The 24,470-nt window shown below is 72.2% G+C and carries 22 protein-coding genes; 9 read left to right on the top strand and 13 right to left on the bottom strand.

The features are described from left to right. Positions 1 to 4: 4 nt before the first annotated feature. The 5 genes from MKL01_RS32685 to MKL01_RS32665 form a co-directional block, all read right to left on the bottom strand. Positions 5 to 652, bottom strand: coding sequence for a protein-L-isoaspartate O-methyltransferase family protein (locus MKL01_RS32685; protein ID WP_243909328.1), 648 nt, complete (start codon positions 650 to 652; stop codon positions 5 to 7). Next, complete coding sequence (gene surE / locus MKL01_RS32680) at positions 649 to 1,413, bottom strand: 5'/3'-nucleotidase SurE (RefSeq protein WP_243909327.1); 765 nt, start codon at positions 1,411 to 1,413, stop codon at positions 649 to 651. Before surE ends, MKL01_RS32685 begins: the two co-directional genes overlap by 4 nt. Next, positions 1,413 to 2,774, bottom strand: a complete 1,362-nt coding sequence (serS, locus tag MKL01_RS32675) for a serine--tRNA ligase (RefSeq protein ID WP_243909326.1) — start codon at positions 2,772 to 2,774, stop codon at positions 1,413 to 1,415. Before serS ends, surE begins: the two co-directional genes overlap by 1 nt. A gap of 100 nt (positions 2,775 to 2,874) precedes the next feature. Then, positions 2,875 to 3,240: a YybH family protein gene (locus MKL01_RS32670; protein ID WP_243909325.1), complete on the bottom strand. Its 366-nt coding sequence runs from the start codon at positions 3,238 to 3,240 to the stop codon at positions 2,875 to 2,877. Between the two features lie 78 nt (positions 3,241 to 3,318). Then, positions 3,319 to 3,762 carry an OsmC family protein gene (locus MKL01_RS32665; RefSeq protein ID WP_243909324.1) on the bottom strand — a complete coding sequence of 148 codons (444 nt, stop codon included), beginning with the start codon at positions 3,760 to 3,762 and terminating at the stop codon, positions 3,319 to 3,321. A gap of 454 nt (positions 3,763 to 4,216) precedes the next feature. On the opposite strand from MKL01_RS32665, the gene MKL01_RS32660 reads away from it, so the two are divergent. Further along, positions 4,217 to 5,092, top strand: a complete 876-nt coding sequence (locus tag MKL01_RS32660) for an ATP-binding protein (RefSeq protein WP_243909323.1) — start codon at positions 4,217 to 4,219, stop codon at positions 5,090 to 5,092. 615 nt (positions 5,093 to 5,707) lie between these two features. Here MKL01_RS32660 and dut read toward each other — a convergent pair. Further along, positions 5,708 to 6,190 carry a dUTP diphosphatase gene (gene dut, locus MKL01_RS32655; RefSeq protein WP_243909322.1) on the bottom strand — a complete coding sequence of 161 codons (483 nt, stop codon included), beginning with the start codon at positions 6,188 to 6,190 and terminating at the stop codon, positions 5,708 to 5,710. Further along, positions 6,187 to 7,068: an HpcH/HpaI aldolase/citrate lyase family protein gene (locus MKL01_RS32650; RefSeq protein WP_243909321.1), complete on the bottom strand. Its 882-nt coding sequence runs from the start codon at positions 7,066 to 7,068 to the stop codon at positions 6,187 to 6,189. The genes dut and MKL01_RS32650 overlap by 4 nt, the downstream gene beginning before the upstream one ends. Before the next feature lie 110 nt (positions 7,069 to 7,178). Between MKL01_RS32650 and MKL01_RS32645 the strand changes: the two genes are divergently transcribed. The 3 genes from MKL01_RS32645 to MKL01_RS32635 are packed head-to-tail and all read left to right on the top strand — an operon-like array spanning position 7,179 to position 9,239. Continuing rightward, a complete protein-coding gene (locus tag MKL01_RS32645; RefSeq protein ID WP_243909320.1) occupies positions 7,179 to 7,976 on the top strand; it encodes a DUF429 domain-containing protein in 798 nt (265 codons plus the stop codon). A gap of 36 nt (positions 7,977 to 8,012) precedes the next feature. Beyond that, positions 8,013 to 8,528: an NUDIX hydrolase gene (locus MKL01_RS32640; protein ID WP_243909319.1), complete on the top strand. Its 516-nt coding sequence runs from the start codon at positions 8,013 to 8,015 to the stop codon at positions 8,526 to 8,528. Between the two features lie 45 nt (positions 8,529 to 8,573). After that, positions 8,574 to 9,239: a carbonic anhydrase gene (locus MKL01_RS32635; RefSeq protein ID WP_243909318.1), complete on the top strand. Its 666-nt coding sequence runs from the start codon at positions 8,574 to 8,576 to the stop codon at positions 9,237 to 9,239. Between the two features lie 199 nt (positions 9,240 to 9,438). On the opposite strand, the gene MKL01_RS32630 is transcribed toward MKL01_RS32635, so the two are convergent. After that, positions 9,439 to 10,143, bottom strand: a complete 705-nt coding sequence (locus tag MKL01_RS32630) for a DUF4142 domain-containing protein (RefSeq protein ID WP_243909317.1) — start codon at positions 10,141 to 10,143, stop codon at positions 9,439 to 9,441. Positions 10,144 to 10,418: 275 nt separating this feature from the next. Between MKL01_RS32630 and MKL01_RS32625 the strand changes: the two genes are divergently transcribed. From MKL01_RS32625 to nudC, 5 genes are all read left to right on the top strand, one after another. Next, positions 10,419 to 11,552 carry an acyltransferase family protein gene (locus MKL01_RS32625; RefSeq protein WP_409566398.1) on the top strand — a complete coding sequence of 378 codons (1,134 nt, stop codon included), beginning with the start codon at positions 10,419 to 10,421 and terminating at the stop codon, positions 11,550 to 11,552. A gap of 26 nt (positions 11,553 to 11,578) precedes the next feature. After that, positions 11,579 to 12,442: a universal stress protein gene (locus MKL01_RS32620; protein ID WP_243909315.1), complete on the top strand. Its 864-nt coding sequence runs from the start codon at positions 11,579 to 11,581 to the stop codon at positions 12,440 to 12,442. Between the two features lie 107 nt (positions 12,443 to 12,549). Beyond that, positions 12,550 to 13,143, top strand: coding sequence for a hypothetical protein (locus tag MKL01_RS32615; protein ID WP_243909314.1), 594 nt, complete (start codon positions 12,550 to 12,552; stop codon positions 13,141 to 13,143). An 88-nt stretch (positions 13,144 to 13,231) separates the two neighbouring features. Further along, a complete protein-coding gene (locus MKL01_RS32610) occupies positions 13,232 to 13,651 on the top strand; it encodes an HIT domain-containing protein (RefSeq protein ID WP_243909313.1) in 420 nt (139 codons plus the stop codon). 8 nt (positions 13,652 to 13,659) lie between these two features. Next, positions 13,660 to 14,562 (top strand): NAD(+) diphosphatase, encoded by a 903-nt coding sequence (gene nudC / locus MKL01_RS32605; RefSeq protein WP_243909312.1) that lies wholly within the window; start codon positions 13,660 to 13,662, stop codon positions 14,560 to 14,562. A gap of 78 nt (positions 14,563 to 14,640) precedes the next feature. On the opposite strand, the gene cysG is transcribed toward nudC, so the two are convergent. The 5 genes from cysG to MKL01_RS32580 form a co-directional block, all read right to left on the bottom strand. After that, positions 14,641 to 16,113 (bottom strand): siroheme synthase CysG, encoded by a 1,473-nt coding sequence (cysG, locus tag MKL01_RS32600; protein ID WP_243909311.1) that lies wholly within the window; start codon positions 16,111 to 16,113, stop codon positions 14,641 to 14,643. A gap of 204 nt (positions 16,114 to 16,317) precedes the next feature. Further along, positions 16,318 to 19,014: a nitrate reductase gene (locus MKL01_RS32595; protein WP_243909310.1), complete on the bottom strand. Its 2,697-nt coding sequence runs from the start codon at positions 19,012 to 19,014 to the stop codon at positions 16,318 to 16,320. A 186-nt stretch (positions 19,015 to 19,200) separates the two neighbouring features. Beyond that, on the bottom strand, positions 19,201 to 20,805 hold the full coding sequence (locus MKL01_RS32590) for a sulfite reductase subunit alpha (protein ID WP_243909309.1): 1,605 nt from the start codon (positions 20,803 to 20,805) through the stop codon (positions 19,201 to 19,203). After that, positions 20,802 to 22,619, bottom strand: coding sequence for a NirA family protein (locus MKL01_RS32585; protein ID WP_243909308.1), 1,818 nt, complete (start codon positions 22,617 to 22,619; stop codon positions 20,802 to 20,804). The genes MKL01_RS32590 and MKL01_RS32585 overlap by 4 nt, the downstream gene beginning before the upstream one ends. A gap of 10 nt (positions 22,620 to 22,629) precedes the next feature. Next, positions 22,630 to 23,913, bottom strand: a complete 1,284-nt coding sequence (locus tag MKL01_RS32580; RefSeq protein ID WP_279605032.1) for an NAD(P)/FAD-dependent oxidoreductase — start codon at positions 23,911 to 23,913, stop codon at positions 22,630 to 22,632. Positions 23,914 to 24,470: the final 557 nt, after the last annotated feature.

The raw sequence follows: 24,470 nt of genomic DNA, 5'->3' as shown, positions 1-24,470 counted from the left end.
GGTGTCATAGAATTTGCGCCAGTTCCGGCACCAGCGCCGCGAGGCGGATCGGGACGCCCGCCTCCGCTTCGGCCTCCGGCGACGCAAGCACCGCGACCCGGCACACCCCATCGCCCCTGAGCCCCGTGACCAGCCGTCCGCCGGGTTCGAGGGCCGCGCGCCAGTGCGGCGGGATCGCGTTCACGCTGCCGTGCACCAGGATCCGGTCGAAGCCCCCGTCCGGCAGCTTCGGGGCGAGGCCGTCGGCCCGGACGACGTGCACCTCCGACAGGGCGGCGAGCCGCATCGCCGCGTCGGCGGCGAGGGAGGCGTAGCGTTCCAGGCTCAGGACCGCGCCGGCCCCGAGCCGGGCGAGCAAAGCCGTGACGTAGCCCGATCCGGTGCCGATCTCCAGGACACGCTGGCCGGACCCGACCCGCAGCAGCGCCAGCATCAGTGCCACCGTCGAAGGCGCCGTCATGGACGCGCCGCAGGGCAGCGGCAGGGCGATGTCCCGCCGGGCATGCTCCCGATGCGGGGGCGGCGCGAAGGCCTCCCGCGGTACCTGCTCCATCGCCCGGAGGACCGCTGTGTCCCGCAGCCCCCTGCCCCGGAGCGCCATCACGAAGGCCGCGTTGCCGGCAGCCGTCTCCAGGCTGCCCAGATCGATCACTCGGCGAAGGCCTGCGCGAAGCGCGTCAAGGTCGGCTCGTCGGTGAGGTCGAGGCGGAGCGGCGTCACCGCGATCCGCTTCTCCGCGATGGCCTTGAGGTCCGAGCCGTGGCCGGGCTCGAAACGGGCCTTGGCGAAGGCGAGCCAGAAATACGGGTTGCCGCGGCCGTCGACCCGGGCGTCGATCGACAGCAGCGCCTGGTTGCGGAACCCCTGGGCCGCCACTGCGATCCCCTGCACGTCGGCCGGCTCGCAATCCGGAAAATTCACGTTGACCAGGATGCCGGGTTCGATCCCGGTCTCCAGGATCTTCCGGACGACGCGCGCCCCGTGGGCCTTGGCGCAGTCCCATTTGAGGTTGCCGCGCCCGCCCGGGCCGTAGGCCTGGCTCATCGCGATGGAGCGGATGCCCAGGATCGTCCCCTCCATGGCGGCCGCGATGGTGCCCGAATAGGTCACGTCCTCGGCGACGTTCTGGCCGCGGTTGACCCCGGACAGGACGAGGTCCGGCCCGTGATCCTCCAGGATGTGGCGCACGCCGAGGATCACGCAGTCGGAGGGCGTGCCCTTCACGGCGAAACGCTGGTCCGAGATCTGCCGCAGCCGCAGCGGGTCGTTCAGCGACAGCGAGTGCGACACGCCGGACTGGTCGCTCTCCGGCGCCACGACCCAGACGTCGTCGGACAATTCCCGGGCGATCTCCTCCAGGGTGGCGAGGCCCGGCGCGTGGATGCCGTCGTCGTTGGTGACCAGGATGCGCATCAGCGGGTGCCCTCGATCCGGTTGAGCCCGCCCATGTAGGGGTGGAGCACCGACGGGATCGTGATGCTCCCGTCCGGGTTCTGATAGTTCTCCATCACGGCGATGAGCGCGCGGCCGACCGCGACCCCCGAGCCGTTGAGGGTGTGGACATAGGCCGGCTTGCCGTCCTTGCCCCGGAAGCGGGCGTTCATCCGGCGGGCCTGGAAGTCGCCGCAGACGGAGCACGAGGAGATCTCGCGGTGGGTGCGCTGGCCCGGCACCCAGACCTCGATGTCGTAGGTTTTTTGCGAGGCGAAGCCCATGTCGCCGGTGCAGAGCGTCATCACCTGGTAGGGCAGATCCAGCTTCTTCAGGACCGCCTCCGCGCAGGTGAGCATCCGCTCGTGCTCGTTGGCGGATTCTTCGGGCGTGGTGATCGAGACCAGCTCGACCTTGTTGAACTGGTGCTGGCGCAGCATGCCGCGGGTGTCGCGCCCCGCCGCCCCGGCCTCGGCCCGGAAGCAGGGGGTCAGCGCGGTGAAGCGCAGGGGCAGCTCCTCCTCGCGGAGGATGGATTCGCGGACGAGGTTCGTGAGGGGGACTTCGGCGGTGGGGACGAGCCAGAAATGCTCGTCGCTGATCGGGGCGGCGTCCGGGGGGGGCGCATCGCCCTGCCCTGGACCGCGCAGCGACTTCACATAGTCCAGGCCCTTGAAGACCGAGAACTGGTCATCCTCGAACTTCGGCAGCTGCGCCGTGCCGAACATGGCCGCGTCGCGCACCAGCACCGGCGGCGCCACCTCCAGATAGCCGTGCTCCTGCGTGTGCAGGTCGAGCATGAACTGGCCGAGCGCCCGCTCCAGCCGGGCGAGCTGACCCTTCAGCACCACGAAGCGCGAGCCCGACATCTTGGCCGCCGCCTCGAAATCCATCAGGCCGGCGGCCTCGCCGAGATCGAAATGCTCACGTCCCTCGGTGAGCCGCGCGCGGGTCGAGGCATGGCTGCGGTAGAGCACGTTGCCGTGCTCGTCCGCGCCCTCCGGCACGTCGGCCTTCGGCCGGTTCGGGATGGCCGCGAGGCGGTCCGCCAGGGCCTTGTCGGCCTCGTCCTGCGCGGCCTTCAGCTCCGGCTCGGCGCCTTTCAGCGCCGCGACCTCCGCCATCAGCGCGGCGGCGCGGGCCTCGTCCTTGGCCTTCTTGGCGCCGCCGATCTCCTTGGCGAGCGCGTTGCGCCGCTCCTGGTTGGCCTGCGCGGCCGACACGGCGGACTTGCGCGCCTCGTCGAGGGCGATCAGCGCGGCCGAGAGCGGCGCGAGGCCCCGGCGGGCGAGGTCGCGGTCGAAGGCGTCCGGGTTCTCCCGGATGGCGCGGATGTCGTGCATCGAGTCGGCTCGGGTCTTTGCGCGCGGCGTCGGCGCGCGGGCCCCGCTTTGCCGCATCGCGCCCGGTGGGACAAGCGCAGGGGCGCCCCGACCGTGGCCGTCAGTCCTTCGGTGGCGCGAGCTTGAGCTGGTCGATCGCCCAGAGCCACGTCCCGTCCGCCTGCTCGCGGGCGACCTCCACCGAGAAGGCACCGTTGGGCAGCCGGGCGAAGGTCATGGCCAGCGCCCCGGTGCGCAGGGGCGGCAGGGTTTCCGGGCTCGGGAAGTCGGATTTGCGCGCCAGCAGATCGGTGTAGAAGCTGCGGATCTCGGCGTGCCCGGTGGCCACGACCCGGCCGGCGGCCAGCACCGCGTCGGGCTCGTAGAGGGCGACGAGCCCCTCGACGTCGCCGGCATTGGCGTACCGGTTGAAGAGGGCGGCCAGCGCTTCCGGGGCGCGGGCGGGCTCTCGGGTCTCATCCGACATGGCGTCTCCTTGTCCGGTTCGGCCGACCGGTTCGCGCTGCGAGAATGCGCCGGCCGGCGGATCTTTCGGCGGGGGCGCTCATTTCAGGCGGGTTCCGTCGCGATCCGTCACCGAGACGGCGACCGGGATCCCGGCCTTCACGCTCTCCGAGACGGTGCAGAACCGCTCGAACTGCTCCAGCACCCGGTCGATCCGGGGCATCTCGTCGGCGGCGGCGCCCAGGCCGATCCGCACGTCGATGCCGGTGATGCGCAGGCGGCCGTCCAGGTTGCGTTCCACCCGGCACGACGCCTCGGCGGCGACGCCCCGCCCCTCCTGCCGGAACTTTCCGAGGGCGAAGACGAGACTGGCGCAGAGGCAGTTCGCGACGCCGGCGATCAGGACCTGCTCGGGAAACGGCCCGGTCCCGCCGCCGATCGGGGGCGCCTCGTCGGTGACGAGCGCCGGCAGGGCGGCACCGAAATCGACGGTGAAGACGTAAGCATCGACCTGGGTGATCCGGATGGTCGGTCCCGCGTCCATCTCTGTTCCCCGGCGGCGCGTCTCGCCCTCTGGAGACGCCAACGCTCGATCCCGGCCCCGCGTTCGGGAAACCGCGCAGCCCCTCCAAGGTGTCCGACGTGGAGCGCGGTGTCGGATCGCTGCTCCCGCGCTCATGACGGGCACACGCCCTTGCCCGGACAGGTGGAGCGTCAGCGGAACCTGATCCGGGATCCAGCGCGAGGAGCGCCGCGAAGCGGCACATTTTTTGACGCTCCGCGATGTCTCGCGCTGGATCCCGGGCGCATTCCGCTGTCGCGGCATGCGCCCGGGAAAGGGGCCGTGCACCATATCAATGCGCCGCCGCAATGGCGTCGGAATGCGGTTCAACGCCTGGAAAGAGCCGATGGGCCACGCCATGCGTCCGCAACCGGATGCTTTCCCGCGACGATCCCCGTAGAACCGGCCCCCTGCCCACCCCGAACCCTCCGAGCCGATGACGAGCGCCCCCACCCTCGACACCCTGATGCCGCTCCTGGAGCGCATCGCCACCGCGCTGGAGCGGGCCGCGCCCCCGGTCCCGCCGGCCTTCGACCCGAACGCCGCCGATGCCTTCCTGTGGGGACCCGAGCGCCGGCTCACCCCGGTGCCGCAGGTGGCCCGGGTGGAGATGGGCCTGCTCACCGGCATCGACCGGGCGCGCGACATCCTGGTGGAGAACACCGAGCGCTTCGCCCGCGGCTTGCCGGCCAACAACGCCCTGCTGTGGGGCGCCCGCGGCATGGGCAAATCCTCCCTGGTCAAGGCGGCCCATGCCGAGATCAACGCCCGCCGGCCCGCCGGATCGCTGCCGATGAAGCTCGTGGAGATCCACCGCGAGGACATCGAGGCCCTGCCGGACCTGATGGGCCTGCTGCGCCCCGACCCGCACCGCTGGCTGGTCTACTGCGACGACCTCTCGTTCGATGCCGACGACACCTCCTACAAGTCGCTCAAGACGGCGCTCGACGGCGGCATCGAGGGGCGGCCCGGGAACGTGCTGTTCTACGCCACCTCCAACCGGCGCCACCTGCTCGCCCGCGACATGGTGGAGAACGAGCGCTCCACGGCGATCAACCCCGGCGAGGCGGTCGAGGAGAAGGTCTCGCTCTCGGACCGGTTCGGTCTCTGGCTCGGCTTCCACAAATGCAGCCAGGACGAGTATCTGGCGATGATCCGCGCCTATGCCGAGCGCTACGGCCTCGCCGTGAATCCGGAGCAGCTGCGGGCGGAATCCCTGGAATGGGCCACCACCCGCGGCTCGCGCTCGGGCCGCACCGCGTTCCAGTTCATCCAGGACCTGGCCGGGCGGCTCGGCAAGACGCTGGACTGACCGCCGCTCCGATCACTTGTCCGTCCCGACATCCCGGGTTTCCGAAGGTCTCGACCCAGCCCGTTCAAGGTGTTTGGCCGAGCACCCGGTATGGGATCGGTACGCCGAGGCTTCTGACGCGCGCCCTTTCCCGGGCAGGTGAAGCGACAGCGGAACCTGATCCGGGACCCGGCGGATGAAGCGCCGCGCCTGTGATCAGCAATGCGGTCAGTGTCCGGACCCATCGGGCGGATCCATTCGAGATATCGCTGATCATCGTCCTGCCGTCGGTCGAACGTCGTCTTGACCTTGTCGCAGGCTGGTCGTGGTTGCGTCGGTTCGCGTTGCGTCAAGATCTGTCCGGCGCGTCTAACATCTTTCGGCAACATTCACAGGCAAAGTAGATTTGACTTTTTCCAGTTCTTGATTTCGAGGATTTTCCGGATGCCTTGAGAAGATTAATCGATCTTTCGGAATGGCGCACGAGCGAGTGTTCGCCCGCTGCACTTCCGTGCGGACGATCGATTGTCGGCGCGGAGTGTATTGCTCACCAGCTCAGCGCGGATCGCCGATGACGCCGAGTTGCCGCCGGGCCCGGGCTCCGGAACGCCCGGCGACGCGGAGGGATCTCCGCCGCTAACGCCCGCTCGATCCGAACCCGCCCGCGCCGCGCCCTGACCCGGGGCCGGACTCGTCCGTCAGAACGGTCAGGACCGGCCGGGCGATGCGCGTGAAGACCAGCTGCGCGATCCGCTCGCCGGGCTCGATGCGGATCGGCGTGGCGTCGTCGCGGTTCCAGGCGGAGACCATCAGCGGACCCTCGTAATCCGCGTCGATGACGCCGGTGCCGTTCCCCAGCACCAGCCCGTCCCGGTGGCCGCGGCCGGAGCGGGGGACGATCAGGCCGCACCAGTCCGGATCGCGGATCAGAACGCTGAAGCCCGCGGGGACCAGCGCCGGCCGACCGCGGGGCGGCAGGATCAGCGGCCCGTCGAGGCAGGCGTGCAGGTCGAGGCCCGCGGCCGCCGCCGATCCCCAGCGCGGGAAGCCCCACGCGGTCAGCCGCTCGTCGAGGAGGCGCAGGCCGACCTCCGGCAGGTTGCCCGGTCCGGCGTTCACGCGCCGAGCCGCGCGATCGCTCCGGCCATGGCGAGCGTGCGCCGGGCCGCCTCGACATGGAGGCGCTCGACCATCCGGCCGTCGACCGCGACGACCCCGCGATCCCGGTTCTCCGGGGCCTCGAAGAGGTCCATCAGCCGGCGCGCCTCGGCGATCTCCGCGGCCTCCGGCCCGAAGGCGGCGTTGGCCGGGGCGATCTGGCTTGGATGGATCAGCATCTTGCCGTCGAACCCCAGATCACGCCCCTGCGCGCACTCGGCCTCGAACCCCGCCGCGTCGCGCAGGTCGGTGAAGACGCCGTCGATCGCCTCGATCTCGTAGGCCCGGGCCGCAGCCAGCACGCTCATCAGCCACGGCATCAGGGCGGCGCGCCCCGGCGGCCGGATCCGCGCGGCCTTCAGGAGGTCGTTGGGGCCGATCACCAGGGCGGAGAGCCGCCCGTCCACATCCCGCGCGGCGCCCGCGATTTCGGCGGCGTTGACCACCGCCATCGGGGTCTCGATCATCGCCCAGATGCGGGTCGCGACCGGCGCGCCGAGCCGGCGCAGGCGCGAGCCCGCGGCGATCAGCGCGTCCGAGCTGCGCACCTTCGGCACCAGGATGGCGTCCGGCGCAGCCGCGGCGAGCGCCGCGAGGTCGGCCTCCCCGTCGTCGGTATCGGGCGGGTTGATCCGCACCACCACCTCGCGGGGACCGAAGCCGCGCCGGGCGACCGCCTCCGCCACCTGGGCGCGGGCCGCATCCTTCATCTCGGGGGCGGTGCCATCCTCCAGATCGATCAGGATCACGTCGGCGGGAAGAGTCTGCGCCTTCTCCAGGGCCCGCGCGTTGGAGCCGGGCATGGCCAGGACGCTGCGGCGGGGACGGATCTCGCTCATCACGTTTCTCCCGAGGCGGCGGTGGCCGCCGCGACGCGGATAGCTTTCCGCGGCCATGCGGGCAAGAACGCGGGCCCGGTTCCGCGCGGGCGGCGGGGGGGAGGCGCGATATGACGCGCTGGGTTGCGGGCCTGGATGGATGCCGGGGGGCGTGGGCGGGCGCGCTCCTCGATCTCGACGATCCCGGTCGGCACCGCTGTGCCCGCTTTCCCGATGTGGCCGCGCTCCTCGACGCGCCGGAACGGCCCCTCGTCGTCGGGATCGACGTGCCGATCGGCCTGCCCGACCGGATCGTCGGCCGCGGCCGGGCGGCCGATCTGGCGGCCCGCGCCCGGCTCGGGCCGGCCCGGTCGTCGGTCTTCCCGATGCCGCCGCGGGCCGCCGTCTACGCGCCCGATTACGCGGCCGCCAAGGCCGCCTCGCGGGCCGCCAGCGAGCCGCCCTTCGCGCCCTCGATCCAGGGCTACAACATCTTCCGCTACGTCCGCGCGGTCGACACGCTGCTGCGCGAGCGCCCGGAGGCGCGCGACCGGATCCACGAAGTCCACCCCGAGGTTGCGTTCCACGCCCTCAACGGCGACCGGCCCCTCGGCCTGTCCAAGAAGGGCCCCCGGGCGCGGGCGGGGCTGGACCTCCGGCGGGCGCTCCTCGCCGCGGCGAGTCTCCCGGCGGCGCTGATCGACGCCAGGGTCCGGGGCATTCCGGAGGACGACCATCTCGATGCCCTGGCCGCGCTGGTGGTGGCGCGCGACATCCTTGAGGGCTGCGCGCGACCCCTTCCGGCGGTGCCGGAGCGCGACGCGCACGGCCTGCCGGTGGTGATCTGGACGCCGGCCGTGCGGACCATCGCGGCCGAGCCGGACGCCCCGGCGGTTCCGCCATCGCGCCCGCCCTCCGGCACGGAATGAGTGTTTTTCCGCGGTCGAAGCCCTAGCTCTGGCGCCATGAGCGCACCGACATCCCTCCCGATCCGCCACATCGCCCGGGCGATCGTCCTCGATCCCCAGGACCGGATCCTGCTGATCGCCTACGCGTCGGTCCACGCGAAGGGGCCGGACGGCGCGCCCCTGCGCTTCTGGTTCATGCCCGGCGGCGGTCTGGAGCCCGGCGAGGACCACGTCACGGCGTGCCGGCGGGAACTGGACGAGGAGATCGGCCGCGCCGACGTGACGATCGGCCCGCAGGTCGCCGTCTGCGACGGCCCGTTTCACCTGTTCCGCCAGTCACGGGATGCCCGCGAGCGGTATTTCCTGGTCCGTCTGCCCGACGACCAGGTCGATACCAGCCGCCTCGCCGAGACCGAGGACAACCCGGTGCTGGGCACCCGCTGGTGGCCGATCGCCGAGTTGCGCGCGAGCGGCGAGCGCGTCGAGCCGGCAGGTCTCGCCGATCTCGCGGCCGAACTCGCGCGCGGGACTATTCCCTCCGATCCGCGCGTTCTGGCTTGGCAAGAGCGGTAGGTTCGGCCCTACCGGAGCGGCGTGTCCCCAACCGAAGGTGATCTGATGTTCCCCATCTATCTGACAGAAGGCTACCGGTCGTTCCTGGAGGCCCGATTCCCGACCGAGCGCCGGCGCTTCGCACAGCTTGCCGACAGCCAGACGCCGGAGATCCTGGTGATCAGCTGCTGCGACAGCCGGGTCTCACCGAGCGCGATCTTCAATGCCGGGCCGGGCGAGCTGTTCACGATCCGCAACGTGGCCAACATCGTGCCGATCTATCAGCCCGACGGCCAGTATCACGGGACCTCCGCGGCGCTGGAATTCGCCGTCCAGGCCCTGGAGGTGAAGCACATCGTCGTGCTCGGCCACGCGACCTGCGGCGGCATCAAGGCCTACGCCAACAAGGCCAAGCCGCTCTCGCCCGGCGACTTCATCGGCAAGTGGGTGTCGCTTGTCGGTCAGGCGGAGGACAAGGCGGGGGATCCCGAGGCCCCGGACTACCTGACCCGGCTGGAATACGCCGTGGTCACGCAGGGCATCGACAACCTGAAGACCTTCCCGTTCGTGAAGGAGCGGGTCGACGACGGCCGGCTCGAACTGCACGGCGCGCATTTCGGCGTGGCCAACGGTTCCCTGCTGGTGCGCGATCCGCAGACCGGCGAGTTCAAGCCGCCGATCGATACCGCGGGCCTGCCTGTCCGGTCGGTCGCCGCCGTGACGTGCGACTGACGCGGCCACGCCCGACCGCGTCCCCGACCCGCCGGGATTCAGACGGGGCCGGACCGATGCCCGGGGGGCTCGGCTGCGGTCGCGGAGTCGAACCGGCGTTTGCCGGAGGCGCCGGTCAAAAAAAGACGGCGGCGGGTTCGCACCCGCCGCCGACCGCTGCGACCCGGCCGCGGCCGGATCGCCCGACGTCCAGTCGGACTTACATCGCGCCCGGAAGGCGCTGGGCCTCCGAGAAGTGCATCTGCAGAGCCGGCAGAGCCTGCTGCGCGTAGTTGCGCAGGGCCGGGTTCGGGCCGCCCTGGGCATAGGCCTGGGTCATCGCGATCGACATCTGATGCGCCTGGATCTGCTGGGTGGCGTAGACGCGGTCGAAGCGCGGGCCCGCCGGGGCCGCAGCCAGCTCGGACAGCATCGCCTGCTGCTCGGGGCTCGGCGCCACCAGGTTCGAGGCACCGGTCGCGGCCACATCGCCGCGGCCCAGGCGACCGCCCGCGGCGGCGCCATTCGCCGCACCGGCACCCGCGCCCTCAAGGCCGCCGACCGGGCCGCCCGCCAGCGTGCCGCCGACCACGCCGGTCGCCGCGCCGACACCGGCGCCCACGGCGCTGCCGGCCACCGCGATCGGGGCCGTGACCAGGCCGCCGAGGCCGGGATCGCCGGCCGCCATCGCGCCGGGCTGACCGCCGGCAAGCGCCACATTGGCGGCGCGGTGATCGCGGATCACCTCCTGAGCGTAGGAGCGGATCCGCGGGTTGCGCGACTTGGACAGGGCGATCTGCGACGACTGGATCTCGAAGGTGTTCGCCTGCATCGACTGGAGGCGGAAATCGTTCGCGCTCTGGGCGAACGCGGGGGCCGAGAGCCCCAGGACCAGCGCGGAAGCGGCAGCATAAGTCTTCAGCATAAGGAACCTCGGATTGAGAGGAATGTGCGAATCGGCATGGCCTGCCGGAGGCGCAGGGCGATGAATCTCACCCCGGCACGTTCGCGAGTTGGTGCGTCAACGATGCCATCGGCCTATGGTTCCTCCGGTTTTCGCGTCGGATGGGTCGGCCGGGTGAGCGTCCTCCGCAGCATGGTGCGCGGCTCCGGGCCCGGTGCCGCGCCGGCCCGGATCGTCGGCGCGGATGGGACGCCGACCTCCGCGTGGCGGCGGATCGGCCGGTGACCCTCGTCGCGATCCAGATCCTGCGCGCCGTCGCGGCCCTGATGGTCACGTGGCACCACGCGCGCCACGAGGCTGGGTTGCTGGCGGAGCGCGGCGCCGGCCCTTCCCTCGATCCCGGGACGCTCCTGCCCTGGTGGGGCGGGGTCGACCTGTTCTTCGTGATCTCCGGCTTCGTCATCGTGCTGGCGAGCGGGCGCCAGCGCGGGACGCCGGGCGGCCGGGCCCGTTTCCTCGCCCACCGGATCGCCCGGGTGGTGCCGCTCTACTGGCTGGCGAGCCTCCTCTATCTGGGCCTCGCCCTGGCGCGTCCGGACCTCCTCGGGGAGGCCGCCTCCCTGGCCCGCGAACCCGCCTATCTCCTCGCCGGGTTCCTGTTCTGGCCGGCCGCCCGGCCCGACGGCACCGTCCAGCCGCTCTACGGATTGGGGTGGACCCTGAACTACGAGGCCTTCTTCTACGTCCTCTTCGCCGCCGGTCTGGGCTTCGGCCGGCGCGCCGCCGTGGCCTGGCTGGTGGCGATCCTGGGGCTCCTCGCGGCGGCCGGCGCCGTCGTGCCGGATCTGCCGCTGCCGGTCCGGTTCTGGGCGGATCCCATCGTTCTCGAATTCGCCGCGGGGGCCGTCCTGGCCCTCGCCTACCAAGAGGGTTTCCGACCGGCGGCCCCGGTCCGGGTCGGGTTCGCGATGCTCGGCGTCCTCGGCCTGCTGCTCGCCGCCCGGGCGTTGGCCGGCCTGGACGGCGCCGACGGAATCCTGCGCCCGCTCCTCGTCGGGGTGCCGGCGGCCTTACTGGTGGCGGCGTCCCTGGGTCCGGGACACGATGCGGCGCAGAGCGCGCACCGGCCGGCCCCACTGCGCGCCCTCGCGGCCCTCGGCGACGCCTCCTACGCCCTTTATCTCGTGCATCCCTTCGTCCTGCGTCTGGGACGTGAGGTCCTGATGCGGCTCGGCCTCGCCCCCGCGCTTCACCCCTGGGGCGGCATGGTCGCGATGCTGCTGGCCAGCGTCGGGGCCGCCCTCCTCGTCCACCGCCTCGTCGAGCGGCCCTTGAGCCGCCGGCTCCGGGCCGCCCTCGACCCGGGCGACGGGCAAATCCGTGTGCGCGCCGCCCCGGGACCGGTTCCCCACGGACGCCGCCCGGATTAGCCTTCGCCCCAGAGGAGGACGCCGCCATGAAGACTCTGCTCGTACCCGTCGCGATGCACGACGCCCTGCCCTCCGTCTTCGAGACGACGCGGCTGGCGGCGACGCGCTTCGGCAGCCTGATCGAGGGCGTCTCCCTGCGCCCGGCGCTCGCCGAATATGTCCCGGTCGACATGGTCGGCGGCATGACCTGGCTGCGGGACGAGGAGGCCGACCGCGCCGAGGCCGAGGAGGCGGGCGGCCGGTTCATCGCCTTCATGGACGCCGCCGGCGTCCCGCGCCACGCCCGCGACGGGTTGTGCATCCCGGACCGGGTGGCCGACGCGGGCCCGCGTTACCGGTGGCGGCAGGACGTGCCCACCGGCGACGCGTTCCTGGGCCAGTACGCGCGGCTGTTCTCGGCCACCGTGGTGGGCCGTCCGGGGACCTCCGACAACGCGCCGCGCATGACCACCTTCGAGACCGCCCTGTTCGAGAGCGGCCGGCCGATCCTGCTCGCGCCGCCGACCCCGCCGGCCAGCCTCGGCGAGGCGGTTCTGATCGCCTGGAACGGCTCCACCGAGACCGCCCGGGCCGTGGCCTTCGCCATGCCGTTCCTGCGGAAGGCCGCGCGGGTGATGGTGCTCAGCGTCGAGGGCGGCATGGTGCCGGGCCCGACCGCGCAGGACCTCGCCCAGGCCCTGGCCTGCGAGGGCGTGGACGCGACCCACCGGGCCCTGCTGGCGGGCCGGCGCGCGCCGGGCGAGACCTTCCTGGCCGAGGCCAGCGCCTTCGGCTGCGATCTGCTGATCAAGGGCGCCTACACTCAGAGCCGCCTGCGCCAGATGATCTTCGGGGGCGTCACCAGTCACGTGCTCGCCCACGCCGACATGCCGGTTCTGATGGCGCATTGAGACGAGCGGGACCGCGCCCGCGCGGTCTGATGGGGAACTGCGGCTCCGGAGCGGCGTTCGGGTCCGGCATCCGCCCCGCAGCGATTGGGAGCCCCGTGACGAGACCCGTGCAACGCCTCATCCTGGCCGCCCTGCTGTCCCTGGTCGCCGTCGCCGCCGTCCGGGCGGAGCCCGCGGCCGCCCGGTTCCGCGGGGTCGTGATGCGGGCCGAGGCCGACCGCCTGGAGATCCGGCGCGCCGGCGGCAGCACCCTCACCCTGCGGATGACGCCGCGGACCCGGGTCTACGCGGTCAACGAGTCGGCCCTCCGGGCGATCAAGCCGGAGAGCTATGTCAGCGTGGTCGGCGCCCCGGGGTCGGAGCCGCGGCGCGCCCTGTCGGTGACGCTGTATTCCCCCTCCGAGCGCGGGTTCGAGGCCGGGACCCAACCCTGGGACGGCGAGCCCGGCGCCACCCTGACGGCCGGCTGGGTGGCCGACCTCCGGGGCGGTGCGCCGCTCCGGCTCGGGCTCGCCTATCGCGGCGGCCAATCGACCTTCGACATCCCCGCCGACACGCCGGTGACCCAGCTCTCGCCCGGCGAGAAGGCCCTGCTCGAACCCGGCGCCGCCGTCACGATCTTCGCGCGCTCGGAGGCGGACGGCGCCCTCGAGGCGGGCACGGTCGCGGTCGGACGGCAGGGGGTCGTGCCGGGGCTCTGATCGGACCGGCCGTGTACCCCGGGGCTGCGTCACCGTTTTCGCCGTCGGAACGCGCGCCGGCGCGCGCGCTGCGCTACATCGGTCGGCGATGAGCGACTCGCACTTCACCCTCGACCCGCGCCTGGCCGCCGACACCGCCGAGGTGGGCGACCTCACCCTGAGCCGCGTCCTCCTGATGGACGATGCCCGGTTCCCCTGGCTGATCCTGGTGCCGCGCCGCCCGGCCGTGGCCGAGGTCACAGACCTGTCCGAGGCCGATGCGGACACGCTCTGGCGCGAGATCCGTCTCGCCGTCGGCGTGATTCAGGCCCTGTCCAGTCCCGACAAGGTGAATGTCGGTGCCCTCGGCAACGTGGTGGCCCAGCTCCACGTCCACGTGGTCGGACGTTTCCGCTCGGATCCGGCTTGGCCCGGGCCCGTCTGGGGCTTCGAGACGCGCAAGCCCTACCCGCTCCACGCCCGCGCTCAGCTCCTCGAGCGCGCCGGCGCCCTGTTCACCGCGGCCTGAATCCCATCATGACCGACCCCCGCGACACCCTGGGCTTCGTCCTGAACCGTCTCGACCGGCATTCGGCAGAGCAGCCCGAGGCGGCGGTGCCCGCCTTCGACGCGCCCGATGCCCATCTGGTCTTGATCTGCGGCGACCGGATCGTCCTGCGCGGGGGGAGCGCGCTGGTCGCCCCGGCCGACGCGGCCGGTCTCGACACCGCGATGCGGATCTTCCTCGGGCACCGGGACGGGCGACCGGTCTTCGCCGCCGCGGCCCCCGCCGCATCGGCCGAGCGGTTCGCCGACGACCGGACCCGGACCCTCGATCTCCGCTCGATCGCCACCGAGTCGGCCGTGGAGGCCGACGAGCTGGGGCTTCTGGCGGTGGCCAAGTCGATGCTGGACTGGCACGCCCGCCACGGCTTCTGTGCCAATTGCGGCACGGCGACTCTGGCGAAGGCCGGCGGCTTCCGCCGCGAATGCCCGTCCTGCGCGGCCCACCACTTCCCCCGGGTCGACCCGGTGGTGATCATGCTGGTGCGCCGCGGCGAGACCTGCCTCTTGGGCCGCGGGCCGCATTTCCGGCCGCACATGTTCTCCTGCCTCGCGGGCTTCCTCGAGCCCGGCGAGACGATCGAGGACGCGGTGCGCCGCGAGGTCTTCGAGGAGACGCGGATCCGCGTCGGCGCGGTCACCTACCGCACCTCGCAGCCGTGGCCGTTCCCGTCGTCGCTGATGCTCGGCTGCGCCGCCGAGGCCCTCGACGGGACCATCGTGGCCGATCCGAGCGAGCTGGAGGATGCCCGCTGGTTCACCCGGTCCGATGTCGCGGCCATGCTGGCGGGCACGCACCCCGAGGGGATCCAGGCGCCGCCGCCGATGGCGATCGCCAACTACCTGATGCGGGCCTTCGTGGCCGGCGAGACCTGATCGGCGCGGGCCGGCCGCGTCGGTTCGTCGGCGCCGCCGACGGCTCTCGGGCGCGTGCCGGCCGGCTCGGTCTTCGCCTCAAACCGCCACGCGGCTCGGCTCCGCTTCGGCGGGAAGCGCGCCCCGCATCTCCGAGAACGCCGCGCCGACCATCAGAAGGGCCGGCCCGTCGAGACCGGCCGCCTCGACCCGGTCGGCGAGGTCGACCGCCGTGCCGCGCAGGGCCTGCTGGTTCGGGCGCGTGGCGTTGAACACGAGGAGCGCCGGAGTCGAGGGGGCAAGGCCCTCCTCCACCGCCCGGGCGAGGAGCGCCCGCAGGGTGCGCTTGGGCATGTACACCACCGTGGTGACGCTCGGATCCGCGAGGGCGCCCCAGTTGAGATCGTCCGGCAGGGCGCCGCGACGGTCGTGGCCGGTGACGAACTGCAGGCGGCGGGCGGCGTCGCGGTGGGTCAGGGACAGGCCGAGGGCCGCCGCCGCACCCTGGGCGGCCGAGACGCCCGGCACCACGGTGACGGCGATGCCGGCGGCCCGGCAGGCCTCGATCTCCTCGCCCGCCCGGCCGAAGACCAGCGGATCGCCGGATTTCAGCCGGACCACCTGCTTGCCCGAGCGGGCGAGCTGCACCATCAGCGCGTTGATGTCGTCCTGCCGGCAGGACGGGCCGTGGCCGGTCTTGCCCACCAGCATGGTGCGGGCCTCGCGGCGGGCGTAGTCGAGGATCTCCGGCGCGACGAGGTCGTCGTACAGGATCACGTCGGCGTTGCGGAGCGCCCGGAGGGCCTTGAGGGTCAGCAGCTCCGCGTCGCCGGGGCCCGCACCCACCAGGGTCACGGCCCCACCCTTCGGGGCGGCCTCGGTCTCGCCGAGCAGCTCGGCCAAGTCCGTATCGGACGGCGCCCGGTCGGGTTCCGCGAAGGCGCGGTCGGTGAAGCGCTCCCAGAAGCTGCGTCGTTCACTGAACCCGTGGAAGCGCGCGGTCACGCCGTCCCGCCAGTCCCGGGCGGCCGCGACCCAGCGACTGAACCCGCGGGGCAGCATCGCCTCGATCCGCGCGCGGACGGTCTGGCCGAAAACCGGCGCGGCGCCCTCGGTGGAGATGCCCACCACCAGCGGCGAGCGGTTGACGATCGCGCCGAACTTCACGTCGCAGAGATGCGGCCGGTCCACCGCGTTGACGATGGCGCCGGCCCCGCGGGCGGCCGCCACGAAGGCGACGCAGTCGGCCTCGTCCTCCAGGGCCCCGATGCAGAAGGCCGCGCCCCAGAGGTCGTCGGGCCTCCAGGCGCGCGCGTGCAGCACCACCTGCCCGTCGACGATCTCGCCCGGGACCGCCAGCAACTCGTCGCTGGGCTCGGGGGCGTAGACGTCCACGTGAGCCCCGGCCGCGGCCAGGACCTTCACCTTCCAGGGCGCTCCCCCGGACGAGCCGGCGAGCACCACGCGCTTGCCGCGCAGCGGCACGAAGACGGGCAGAACCGCCAGCGGCTCCAGGCCGGCGGCCTTGGTCTCGCGGGGCGCGCGGGCTGCGCGCAGGGGGGAATCGCTCACGGGTCCGTCCTGAATCGTCCTGATCGGGCCGGTCCCGCCCACGCCCTCATCCTGCGGTGCCGGAGCGCGGCGGAGGCCTCGCAGGCGGCCTCCAGGGATCGCGATGCCGTCTGGAGGGGTCCTTCGAGGCGGCTGCGCCGCACCTCGGGATGAGGCGGTGGGGTCGGACGGCCGGTCTGTCTTCGCACGGAGTGTATCAGACAATCACGCGGCGCGGGCGGTCTGCCCGGTCAGCATCTTGCGGATCTCCGGTATGCACGAGCCGCAATTCGTGCCGGCCTTGCAGGCGGCGCCCACCGACTCCACGGAGCCGGCGCCGGCCGCGATGGTGGCGGCGATCACGTCGGCGCCGACCCCGTGACAGGCGCAGACCACCGGACCCGCCGCGGCGGTGGCGGCGCGGCCCGAGAGCAGCGCCCGACGTTCAGCCGCCTCGGGTTCCTCGGTGGCGAACAGGGCTTTGGCCGCCTCCCAGTCCGGACGCTCCGCCGCGGGGGCGTAGGCGAGGCACGCCACGAGGCGCGCGCCGTCATAGACCGCGCAGCGGTAGCGGTCGCGGGCGTGGTCGGCGTATTCGGCCAGCTCGCAGCCCGACAGGGCCTCGCTCCGGATCAGCCCGCGCATCATCAGGGCCGCGGCGCTGGAACCCGCCGTCGTGGCGAATTGCGCACCCCAGCCGCCGGTGATCGCGGCCCGCGCCCACCACCACGCGTCGGGCATCGCCACCTGTCGGCGCGACAGCAGGAACCCGCGGGCCCGGTAGGCGGCCGGGGCGATGGCGGCCGGGGTCGCCTTCAGCTCGGGCTGGCCCGAGACCGGATCCGGCACGCCGCGCACCAGGGCGCCGACCCGGGCCTTCGACGCGAAGGCGCCGCCCCAGTGCATCGGCATGAACAGGCAGCCCGGCACGACCGTGTCGGTGACCACCACCTCCAGTTCGGCTTCGCCGAGTTCGGTTGTGAGCCGGGCGATGCCGCCGTCGGTGAGGCCCCGGGCCGCCGCGTCGTCCGGGTGCACTTCGACGAACGGAACGGCGCGGTGCGCCGAGAGGCGCTGGCTCTTCCCCGTCCGCGTCATGGTGTGCCAATGGTCGCGCACCCGGCCGGTGTTGAGCACCAGGGGAAAGGCTTCCGAGACCGCCAGCGCGAGGCCCGGCGGCTGCACCGCCACGAAGCGCGCTCGCCGGTCGAAGGTGTAGAACCGCCCGTCTCCGAACAGGCGCGCCCGGCCCTGCGGCGCCCCCCGGGGGCCGGACCGCTTCGGGATCGGCCACTGGACCGGCAGGTTCACGTCGTAGGCGGCATCGCTGAGGTCGGTCAGCGCGCCGAGGTCGAAGTCGCGGGTGCCGTTGTTCTCGAAGGCCGAGAGGCCGGCATGCTCGCGGAAGATCGCGGCGGCGGAGTCGAACGCGAAGGCCCGGCCGTGGCCGAGCCGGCGGCCGACCTCCGACAGCACCGCCCAGTCGGGCCGGGCCTCGCCGGGACCGGCGAGGAAGCGGCGCTGGCGCGAGATCCGCCGCTCGGAATTGGTCACCGTGCCGTCCTTCTCGCCCCAGGCCAGGGCCGGCAGCAGCACCGTCGTCTTGCCGAGGCCCAGGGCGGTGTCGGAATCCGCCACCGCTTCGGAGACCACGTAGAGGTCGAGGCCGTTCAGGGCCTCGCGGATCACGTCGGCCTGCGGCATCGAGACCAGCGGGTTGGTGCCCATCACCCAGAGCGCCTTGATCTTGCCCCGGACGACCGCGTCGAACAGGGCGACCGCCTTCATGCCCTCTCCGGTGATGATCCGCGGCGCCGCCCAGTAACGGCGCACCCGGTCGACCTCCTCGGGGCTGAAATGCATGTGGGCGGCCAGCATGTTGGCCAAGCCGCCGACCTCGCGCCCGCCCATGGCGTTGGGCTGGCCCGTCAGCGAGAACGGCCCCATCCCGGTCTCGCCGATGCGGCCGGTGATCAGGTGGCAGTTGATGATGCTGTTGCCCTTGTCGGTCCCTTGGGCCGACTGGTTCACGCCCTGCGAGAACGCCGTGACCACCCGGCGGGTCCCGGCGAACAGGGCGTAGAACGCCGCGATGTCGGCCTCCGGCACGCCGGTGGCGGCGGCGACCGTCGCCACATCCGGCGCGATCGCGCGGGCGCGTTCCAGGGCGCCGTCGAGCCCGGCCGTGTGGGAATCGATGAAGGCGCGGTCGCGGAAGCCGTTGTCGGAGAGGTGGACGAGGAGCCCGGAGAACAGGGTCACGTCGGTGCCCGGCCTGATGCCGAGGAACAGGTCGGCTTCCTGCGCGGTCTGGGTCCGGCGGGGGTCGATCACCACGAACTGCGTGCCGCGCCTTGCCTTCGCGTCCGCCATGCGGCGGAACAGGACGGGATGGCACCAGGCCGTGTTGGAGCCGACGAGCACGATCAGGTCGGCCTCGTCGAGATCCTCGTAGCAGCCGGGGACCGTGTCGGAGCCAAAGGCCCGCCGGTGCGCCGCCACGGCGCTCGACATGCACAGCCGCGAGTTGGTGTCGACGTGCGGCGTGCCGATGAAGCCCTTCGCGAGCTTGTTGGCGACGTAGTAATCCTCGGTCAGCAACTGCCCCGACAGATAGAAGGCGATCGCGTCCGGCCCGTGTTCCTCGGCGACAGCGCGCAACTTGCCCACGACGGTGTCGAGGGCGGCGTCCCACGAGGCCCGGGCGCCGTCGACCTGCGGGTGGAGCAGGCGGTTCTCCAGCGACAGCGTCTCGCCGAGCGCCGAGCCCTTGGAGCACAGGCGGCCGTAATTGGCCGGGTGCTCGGTGTCGCCCGCGATGGCGGCGCCCCCCTGCCCGTCCGGGGTGGCAAGCACGCCGCACCCGACCCCGCAATAGGGGCAGGTGGTCCGCACCGTCGGATCTGCCACGGACAGGGGCATGGCTGGGTCCTCGAAGGTCTTTTGTTCACGGTGCCCGCAAGAGGCGGGCCGCTCGCGCCCTCCCGCAGAAGCTCCGCCGCGTCGCCGGATGGGGCGCGTGTCCCCGCGCCCGTGCGGGCGAGGGGCGCGTCGCGTGTCGCGCGGGCCCGGACGTGAACGTCGCGGCCCGCACGGAGTCGGGGCCGGTCAGTACACGTCGGCCTGATACCGTCCGGCCTTCTTCAGCGCGGCGAAATAGGCGACGGCATCCTCGGGGCTCTTTCCGCCGTGGCTGGCTGCGACGTCGATGATCGCCCGCTCGACATCCTTGGCCATGCGCTTGGCGTCGCCGCAGACGTAGAAATGCGCGCCGCCCTCCAGCCACTTCCACAGGTCGGCGCCGTTCTCGCGCATCCGGTCCTGGACATAGGTCTTCTCGCTGCCGTCCCGGGACCAGGCGAGCGACAGGCGGGTGAGGACCTTGTCGTCCCTCAGCTTGGTCAGCTCGTCCTTGTAGAAGAAGTCCGAGGCCTGCCGCTGGTGCCCGTAGAACAGCCAGTTGCGGCCCGGCGCCTTCGTGGCGGCGCGCTCGCGCAGGAACGCCCGGAACGGCGCGATGCCGGTGCCGGGGCCGCACATGATCACGTCCTTCGACAGGTCGGCCGGCAGGCCGAAGCCGTGCGCCTTCTGCAGATAGACCTTCACCCGGGTCTGTTCGGGCAGCCGCTCGCCGAGATGCGTGGAGGCCACGCCCAGCCGCAGCCGCGAGCGGTGGTTGTAGCGCACCGCGTCCACCGTCAGGGAGACCCGGCCGACATCCATCTTGGGCGAGGAGGAGATCGAGTAGAGCCGCGGCTGCAACTCGTCGAGCGATTCCAGGAAGACCTCGGCGTCGGGCCGGGCACCGGGGAACTTGTGCAGGGCGCCGAGCACGTCGAGATAGGCGGCGTCGCCGTCCGGATCCTCGCCGGAGGCCAGCGCCTGCGCCTTCTTGCGGGCCGCCCCCGAGGTGAGCAGCGAGAGCAGCTGGTAGAGGTTGTCCGGGGCGGCACCCAGTGCATAGTCCTTGAGCAGGTGGTCGCGCAGGGTCCGGGCGCCGATCACCCGTTCGGGCCGGGCGCCGAGTTCCGCGATGACCGCGTCGACCAGAGCCGGGGCGTTGGCCGGGAACAGGCCTAGGGAATCGCCGACCTCGTACTGGATCGGCGTGCCGTCGAGGCCGATCTCGATGTGCCAGGTCTCCTTCTCGCCGCCCGGATCGTTGAGGCGGCGGCGGGACAGGAACAGCGCCTCCACGGGGTTCTCGCGGCAATAGCCGAGCGGACCGAGATCGGCCGCGGGCTGCTGGCCATCCGCGTCCGCCTTCGGGGACGCCGGTGCGCCGCCTTCGGCCCCGAATTCCTCCTCCAGCTTCTTGAGCATGCGCAGGGTTTCCTTGCCGCCGGGCTGGCAAAGATTCAGGCGCGCCTCGTTCTTCAGGAAGATCGCGTTGGCGTAGTCGGCGCAGTTGTAGCCGCACTGACCGCAATCCTGCTGGGCCATGGCGGCCATCAGCTTCTGCGGCTCGGGCCGCTCCTTGGCCATCTCCATCCGCTCGCCGATCGGAACGGAGGGGTCGTGCCAGGGGGCGTCGTCGTTGTCGGCGAGGCGGGGGCCGGCGCCGGGCGCCTCGCCCGGGGCGAGGGCGGTGGCGCCCTCGACCGCAGGGCCGAGAAGCGCCGCGAAGTAGCCCGAGAGCCAGGCCCGCTGGTCGGCGTCGAACGGGGCGGTCTCGGGAATCAGGACCAGAGGGGGCGAGACGTGCTGGGTCATGCGGCGGCCTTCAGGGCGGGCTGTTCCTCGGCGGCGTCGCGGAGCGCCTCCGCGCCGGTGCGGCTGGTGAAGGCCTGGAAGCTCTCCTCGGGCCCCTGGCGGCGGTCGAGATAGGCGCGCAGCAGCGCCTCCACGCGGGAGGGGCAATCCTCGGCTTTCACGCCCTTCCAGATCTCGGTGCCGATCTTCGGGTTCTCGGCGAAGCCGCCGCCGACCACGATGTCGTAGCCCTCGACGGTATCGCCCTCCTCCGAGACGACGACCTTGGCGCCGATCAGCCCGATATCGCCGATGTAGTGCTGGGCGCAGCTGTGATGGCAGCCGGTGAGGTGGACGTTCACCGGCACGTCGAGCTCCCGCACGGTCGTCTCGACATGGTCGGCGATGATCAGGGCGTGGCCCTTGGTGTCGGAGGCGGCGAACTTGCAGCCCCGGGCGCCGGTGCAGGCCACGAGGCCGGAGCGGATGCCCGCCGCCTTGATGGAGAGCCCCAGCGCCTCGACCCGGGCCTCGACCTCGGCGACCTTCGCGTCCGGAACGCCGGAAAAGATGAAGTTCTGCCAGACGGTGAGACGGATCTGGCCGTCGCCGCAGTCCCGGGCGATCTCGGCCAGCGCCCGGACCTGATCGCTGGTCATCTTGCCCACCGGCAGGACCACGCCGATCCAGTTCAGGCCGGGCTGCTTCTGCGCGTGCACGCCGACATGGGCGTAGCGGTCGGTGGGCTTGCGCGGCGCGACATGCGCGGGATCCACCCGATCGAGCTTGCGGCCGAGCTTCTCCTCGACGGCGGCGAGGTACTTGTCGAAGCCCCAGGCGTCGAGGACGTACTTCATCCGGCTCTTGTTGCGGTTGGTCCGGTCGCCGTTCTCGATGAACACCCGGATGATCGCGTCGGCGACCGCGTTGCAATCCTCGGGCTTGAGCACGATGCCGGTGTCGCGGGCGAGGTCCCGGTGGCCCGAGATGCCGCCGAGCACGAGGCGCATCCAGATGCCGGGCGCCACGGCGGCGCCGTCGAGCACCTCCACCGCCTGGAAGCCGATGTCGTTGGTCTCCTCCAGGGTCGGCATCACGCCGCTGCCGTCGAAGGCGACGTTGAACTTGCGCGGCAGGCCGTAGAGCGAGCGGTCGTTGAGGATCCAGTTGTGCCAGGACTTCGCCAGCGGACGCGTGTCGAGCAATTCCTGCGCGTCGATGCCGGCGGTCGAGGAGCCGGTGACGTTGCGGATGTTGTCGGCCCCCGAGCCCCGGGCGGTCAGGCCGATATCGGTGAGCCCGTCCAGGAACGGCTGGGCGTGCTCGGGGCTGATCTCGCGCACCTGCAGGTTGGCCCGCGTCGTCACGTGGACGTAGCCGCCGCCATGCTGATCGGCGAGGTCGGCGACGCCCGCGAACTGCCAATGGTGCAGGATCCCGTTCGGGATCCGCATCCGGCACATGTACGAGACCTGGTTCGGCGCGACCCAGAACAAGCCGTGGTAGCGCCAGCGGAAATTATCCTCGGGCTTGGGCTGCTTGCCGGAGGCCGCCTCTTGGATCAGGCGGTTGTGGCCGTCGAACGGGTTCTCGGCGCGCTTCCACTTCTCCTGCTCGCAGAGCTTGCCGCCGTCCTTGACGGTCCTGTCCTGCGCCTTGACGTGGATCGCGTCCGGTCCGATGGGCTCGGCCGGCGGCGCGGCCCCACCGGCCCCGCCGGAGGCGAGGCCGCCGGTCATCCTGACGGCGGAGATCCCGGAGGCGAAGCCTTCGAGAAAGCGCTTCTGCTCGGCGTCGAAGGTGCCCGCTTCGGTCGGGGTGAGGGTGTCGGCCATCCGTGCCTCCCTAAGCGGCCAGCGGCTCGGGCGCGGCGCGCCCGAACATCAAGTCGTCCACGTTCTCGATCGGAGCGCCGGAGCGGATCAGGCCCTTGCAGGCGCCCTGCTCGGCGATGTCGCCGACGAACACGGCGCCGATCAGCCTGCCCTCCCGCACCAGCAGCTTGCGGTAGAGGCCTGCCCCGGGATCGGACAGGACGACCGCCTCGGCGTCGTCGGGCGTGTCCACGATCCCCGCGGAGAACACCGGCAGGCCGGAGACCTTGAGGCTCGTGGACAGGGCCGTCCCCCGATACTCGGCCGATTGGCCGGCGAGGTGGCGGGCCAGCGTGTCGGCGTGCTCGTAGGCCGGCTCGACCAGCCCGTAGACGAGGCCGCGGTGCTCGGCGCATTCCCCGAGGGCGAAGATGCGCGGATCCGAGGTGGTCATCCGGTCGTCGACCGTGATACCCCGGCCGATGTCCAGCCCCGCGCTCTGCGCCAGGGCTACCGACGGGCGCACCCCCACCGACATCACCACGAGGTCCGCCGGCAGCCGGGTCCCGTCCGCCAGGACGAGGCCCTCGACCCGGCCGTCACCCTCGACCCGTGCCGTGTCGGCCTGGAGGATCACCCGCACGCCGCGCGCCTCCATGGCGCGCCGCACCAGCCCGGCGGCGTGATGGTCGAGCTGGCGCTCCATAAGCCGGTCCATGACGTGGAGCAGCGTCGTGTCGACCCCGAGGCGCGCGAGGCCGACCGCGGCCTCCAGCCCCAGGAGGCCGCCGCCGATGACGATGGCCCGGGCGTGCTGGACGGCCGCCCGGCGGATCGCCGCGACGTCGGCCAGGTCGCGGAAGGTGATGACCCCCGGCAGGTCCATGCCGGGCTTCGGCAGGCGGATCGGAACCGATCCCACCGCGAGCACCAGCTTGTCGTAGGGGAGGACGTGCGTCTCGCCGACGACGACCAGGTTGTTCTCCCGGTCGATCTGCGTGGCCGGCGCGCCGGTGATGAGGCGGATGCCATGGGCCTCGTACCAGTCCAGGCCGCGGAACTCGCAGGCCGCCTCATCGACCTCGCCGCCGAGCAGGGAGGAGAGCAGGACGCGATTATAGGCGGCCCGGGGCTCGGCACCCACGCAGGTCACGTCGAAGCGGCCGGGGGAGCCCTCGGTCAGCCGCTCCAGAAAGCGCAGGGAGGCCATGCCGTTGCCGACGACGACGAGTCGCTCGCGTGGGAGGCCGGTTTCGGCGCGCGCATCGTGCACGCGGGTCTCATGGGCGGGGGTGTCGATAGGCAATGTCGCCATCACTCGATCGCGTCTGGAACCTCGATTGCAGGATCGTTGGCGGACCGCCCACGAAAAAGCCGCTGCCGGTCGTCTCCCAGCGGGCTTCAGCCTCAGGAGGACCGGATCAGCGGCCTCGCTGACGGTGCTGTCCGTCGCCGTTGACGGACGCGTAGCTCGGAGCAGGTTCCGTGCCAATCCGGCGGGCCGGCGCTAACCCATTGCTTCAAATCGAGGAAATCAGACGGCCGAAAGACCTGCCTGCTGCGCTGCCGCGCCCTGTGCGCTGCACAAAAATGAGGCGATCGGTGGTCAATTCAGCAGATGTCGAGGCGGCGCGCGCCAGGGGCATCTCAGCCGTGTCGGGCAACAGGCCGGTGCGGCGCCAACGGGATCGGCGGCGCACAGGGAGGCGCCGGGGGCGCCACAGCGCGACCCACGCAACACCGTGCGTCGCGCGCGGCGGCTCAGATCAGGGAGGACAGGGCGGCGAGCAGACCCAGCGTCGGCAGGGCGCCGACAACCAGGACCCAATGCCAGGCGCGGCCTGCGCCGGGTCGGCGGTTGTCGTTGCAGGC

The organism is Methylobacterium sp. J-070, from assembly GCF_022829385.1.
Taxonomy (GTDB): domain Bacteria; phylum Pseudomonadota; class Alphaproteobacteria; order Rhizobiales; family Beijerinckiaceae; genus Methylobacterium.
Note: the sequence above shows the minus strand (reverse complement) of the source record. Positions and strands in the feature narration are given on the sequence as shown.

Coding starts and splice junctions, on each gene's coding strand:
- serS (WP_243909326.1), bottom strand. CDS start 2,774: ATGCACGACATCCGCGCCATCCGGGAGAACCCGGACGCCTTCGACCGC.
- MKL01_RS32580 (WP_279605032.1), bottom strand. CDS start 23,913: ATGGCGACATTGCCTATCGACACCCCCGCCCATGAGACCCGCGTGCAC.
- MKL01_RS32645 (WP_243909320.1), top strand. CDS start 7,179: ATGACGCGCTGGGTTGCGGGCCTGGATGGATGCCGGGGGGCGTGGGCG.
- MKL01_RS32660 (WP_243909323.1), top strand. CDS start 4,217: ATGACGAGCGCCCCCACCCTCGACACCCTGATGCCGCTCCTGGAGCGC.
- MKL01_RS32590 (WP_243909309.1), bottom strand. CDS start 20,805: ATGACCCAGCACGTCTCGCCCCCTCTGGTCCTGATTCCCGAGACCGCC.
- MKL01_RS32585 (WP_243909308.1), bottom strand. CDS start 22,619: ATGGCCGACACCCTCACCCCGACCGAAGCGGGCACCTTCGACGCCGAG.
- nudC (WP_243909312.1), top strand. CDS start 13,660: ATGACCGACCCCCGCGACACCCTGGGCTTCGTCCTGAACCGTCTCGAC.
- MKL01_RS32630 (WP_243909317.1), bottom strand. CDS start 10,143: ATGCTGAAGACTTATGCTGCCGCTTCCGCGCTGGTCCTGGGGCTCTCG.
- MKL01_RS32665 (WP_243909324.1), bottom strand. CDS start 3,762: ATGGACGCGGGACCGACCATCCGGATCACCCAGGTCGATGCTTACGTC.
- surE (WP_243909327.1), bottom strand. CDS start 1,413: ATGCGCATCCTGGTCACCAACGACGACGGCATCCACGCGCCGGGCCTC.
- MKL01_RS32620 (WP_243909315.1), top strand. CDS start 11,579: ATGAAGACTCTGCTCGTACCCGTCGCGATGCACGACGCCCTGCCCTCC.
- MKL01_RS32610 (WP_243909313.1), top strand. CDS start 13,232: ATGAGCGACTCGCACTTCACCCTCGACCCGCGCCTGGCCGCCGACACC.
- MKL01_RS32640 (WP_243909319.1), top strand. CDS start 8,013: ATGAGCGCACCGACATCCCTCCCGATCCGCCACATCGCCCGGGCGATC.
- MKL01_RS32635 (WP_243909318.1), top strand. CDS start 8,574: ATGTTCCCCATCTATCTGACAGAAGGCTACCGGTCGTTCCTGGAGGCC.
- MKL01_RS32595 (WP_243909310.1), bottom strand. CDS start 19,014: ATGCCCCTGTCCGTGGCAGATCCGACGGTGCGGACCACCTGCCCCTAT.
- MKL01_RS32670 (WP_243909325.1), bottom strand. CDS start 3,240: ATGTCGGATGAGACCCGAGAGCCCGCCCGCGCCCCGGAAGCGCTGGCC.
- MKL01_RS32650 (WP_243909321.1), bottom strand. CDS start 7,068: ATGAGCGAGATCCGTCCCCGCCGCAGCGTCCTGGCCATGCCCGGCTCC.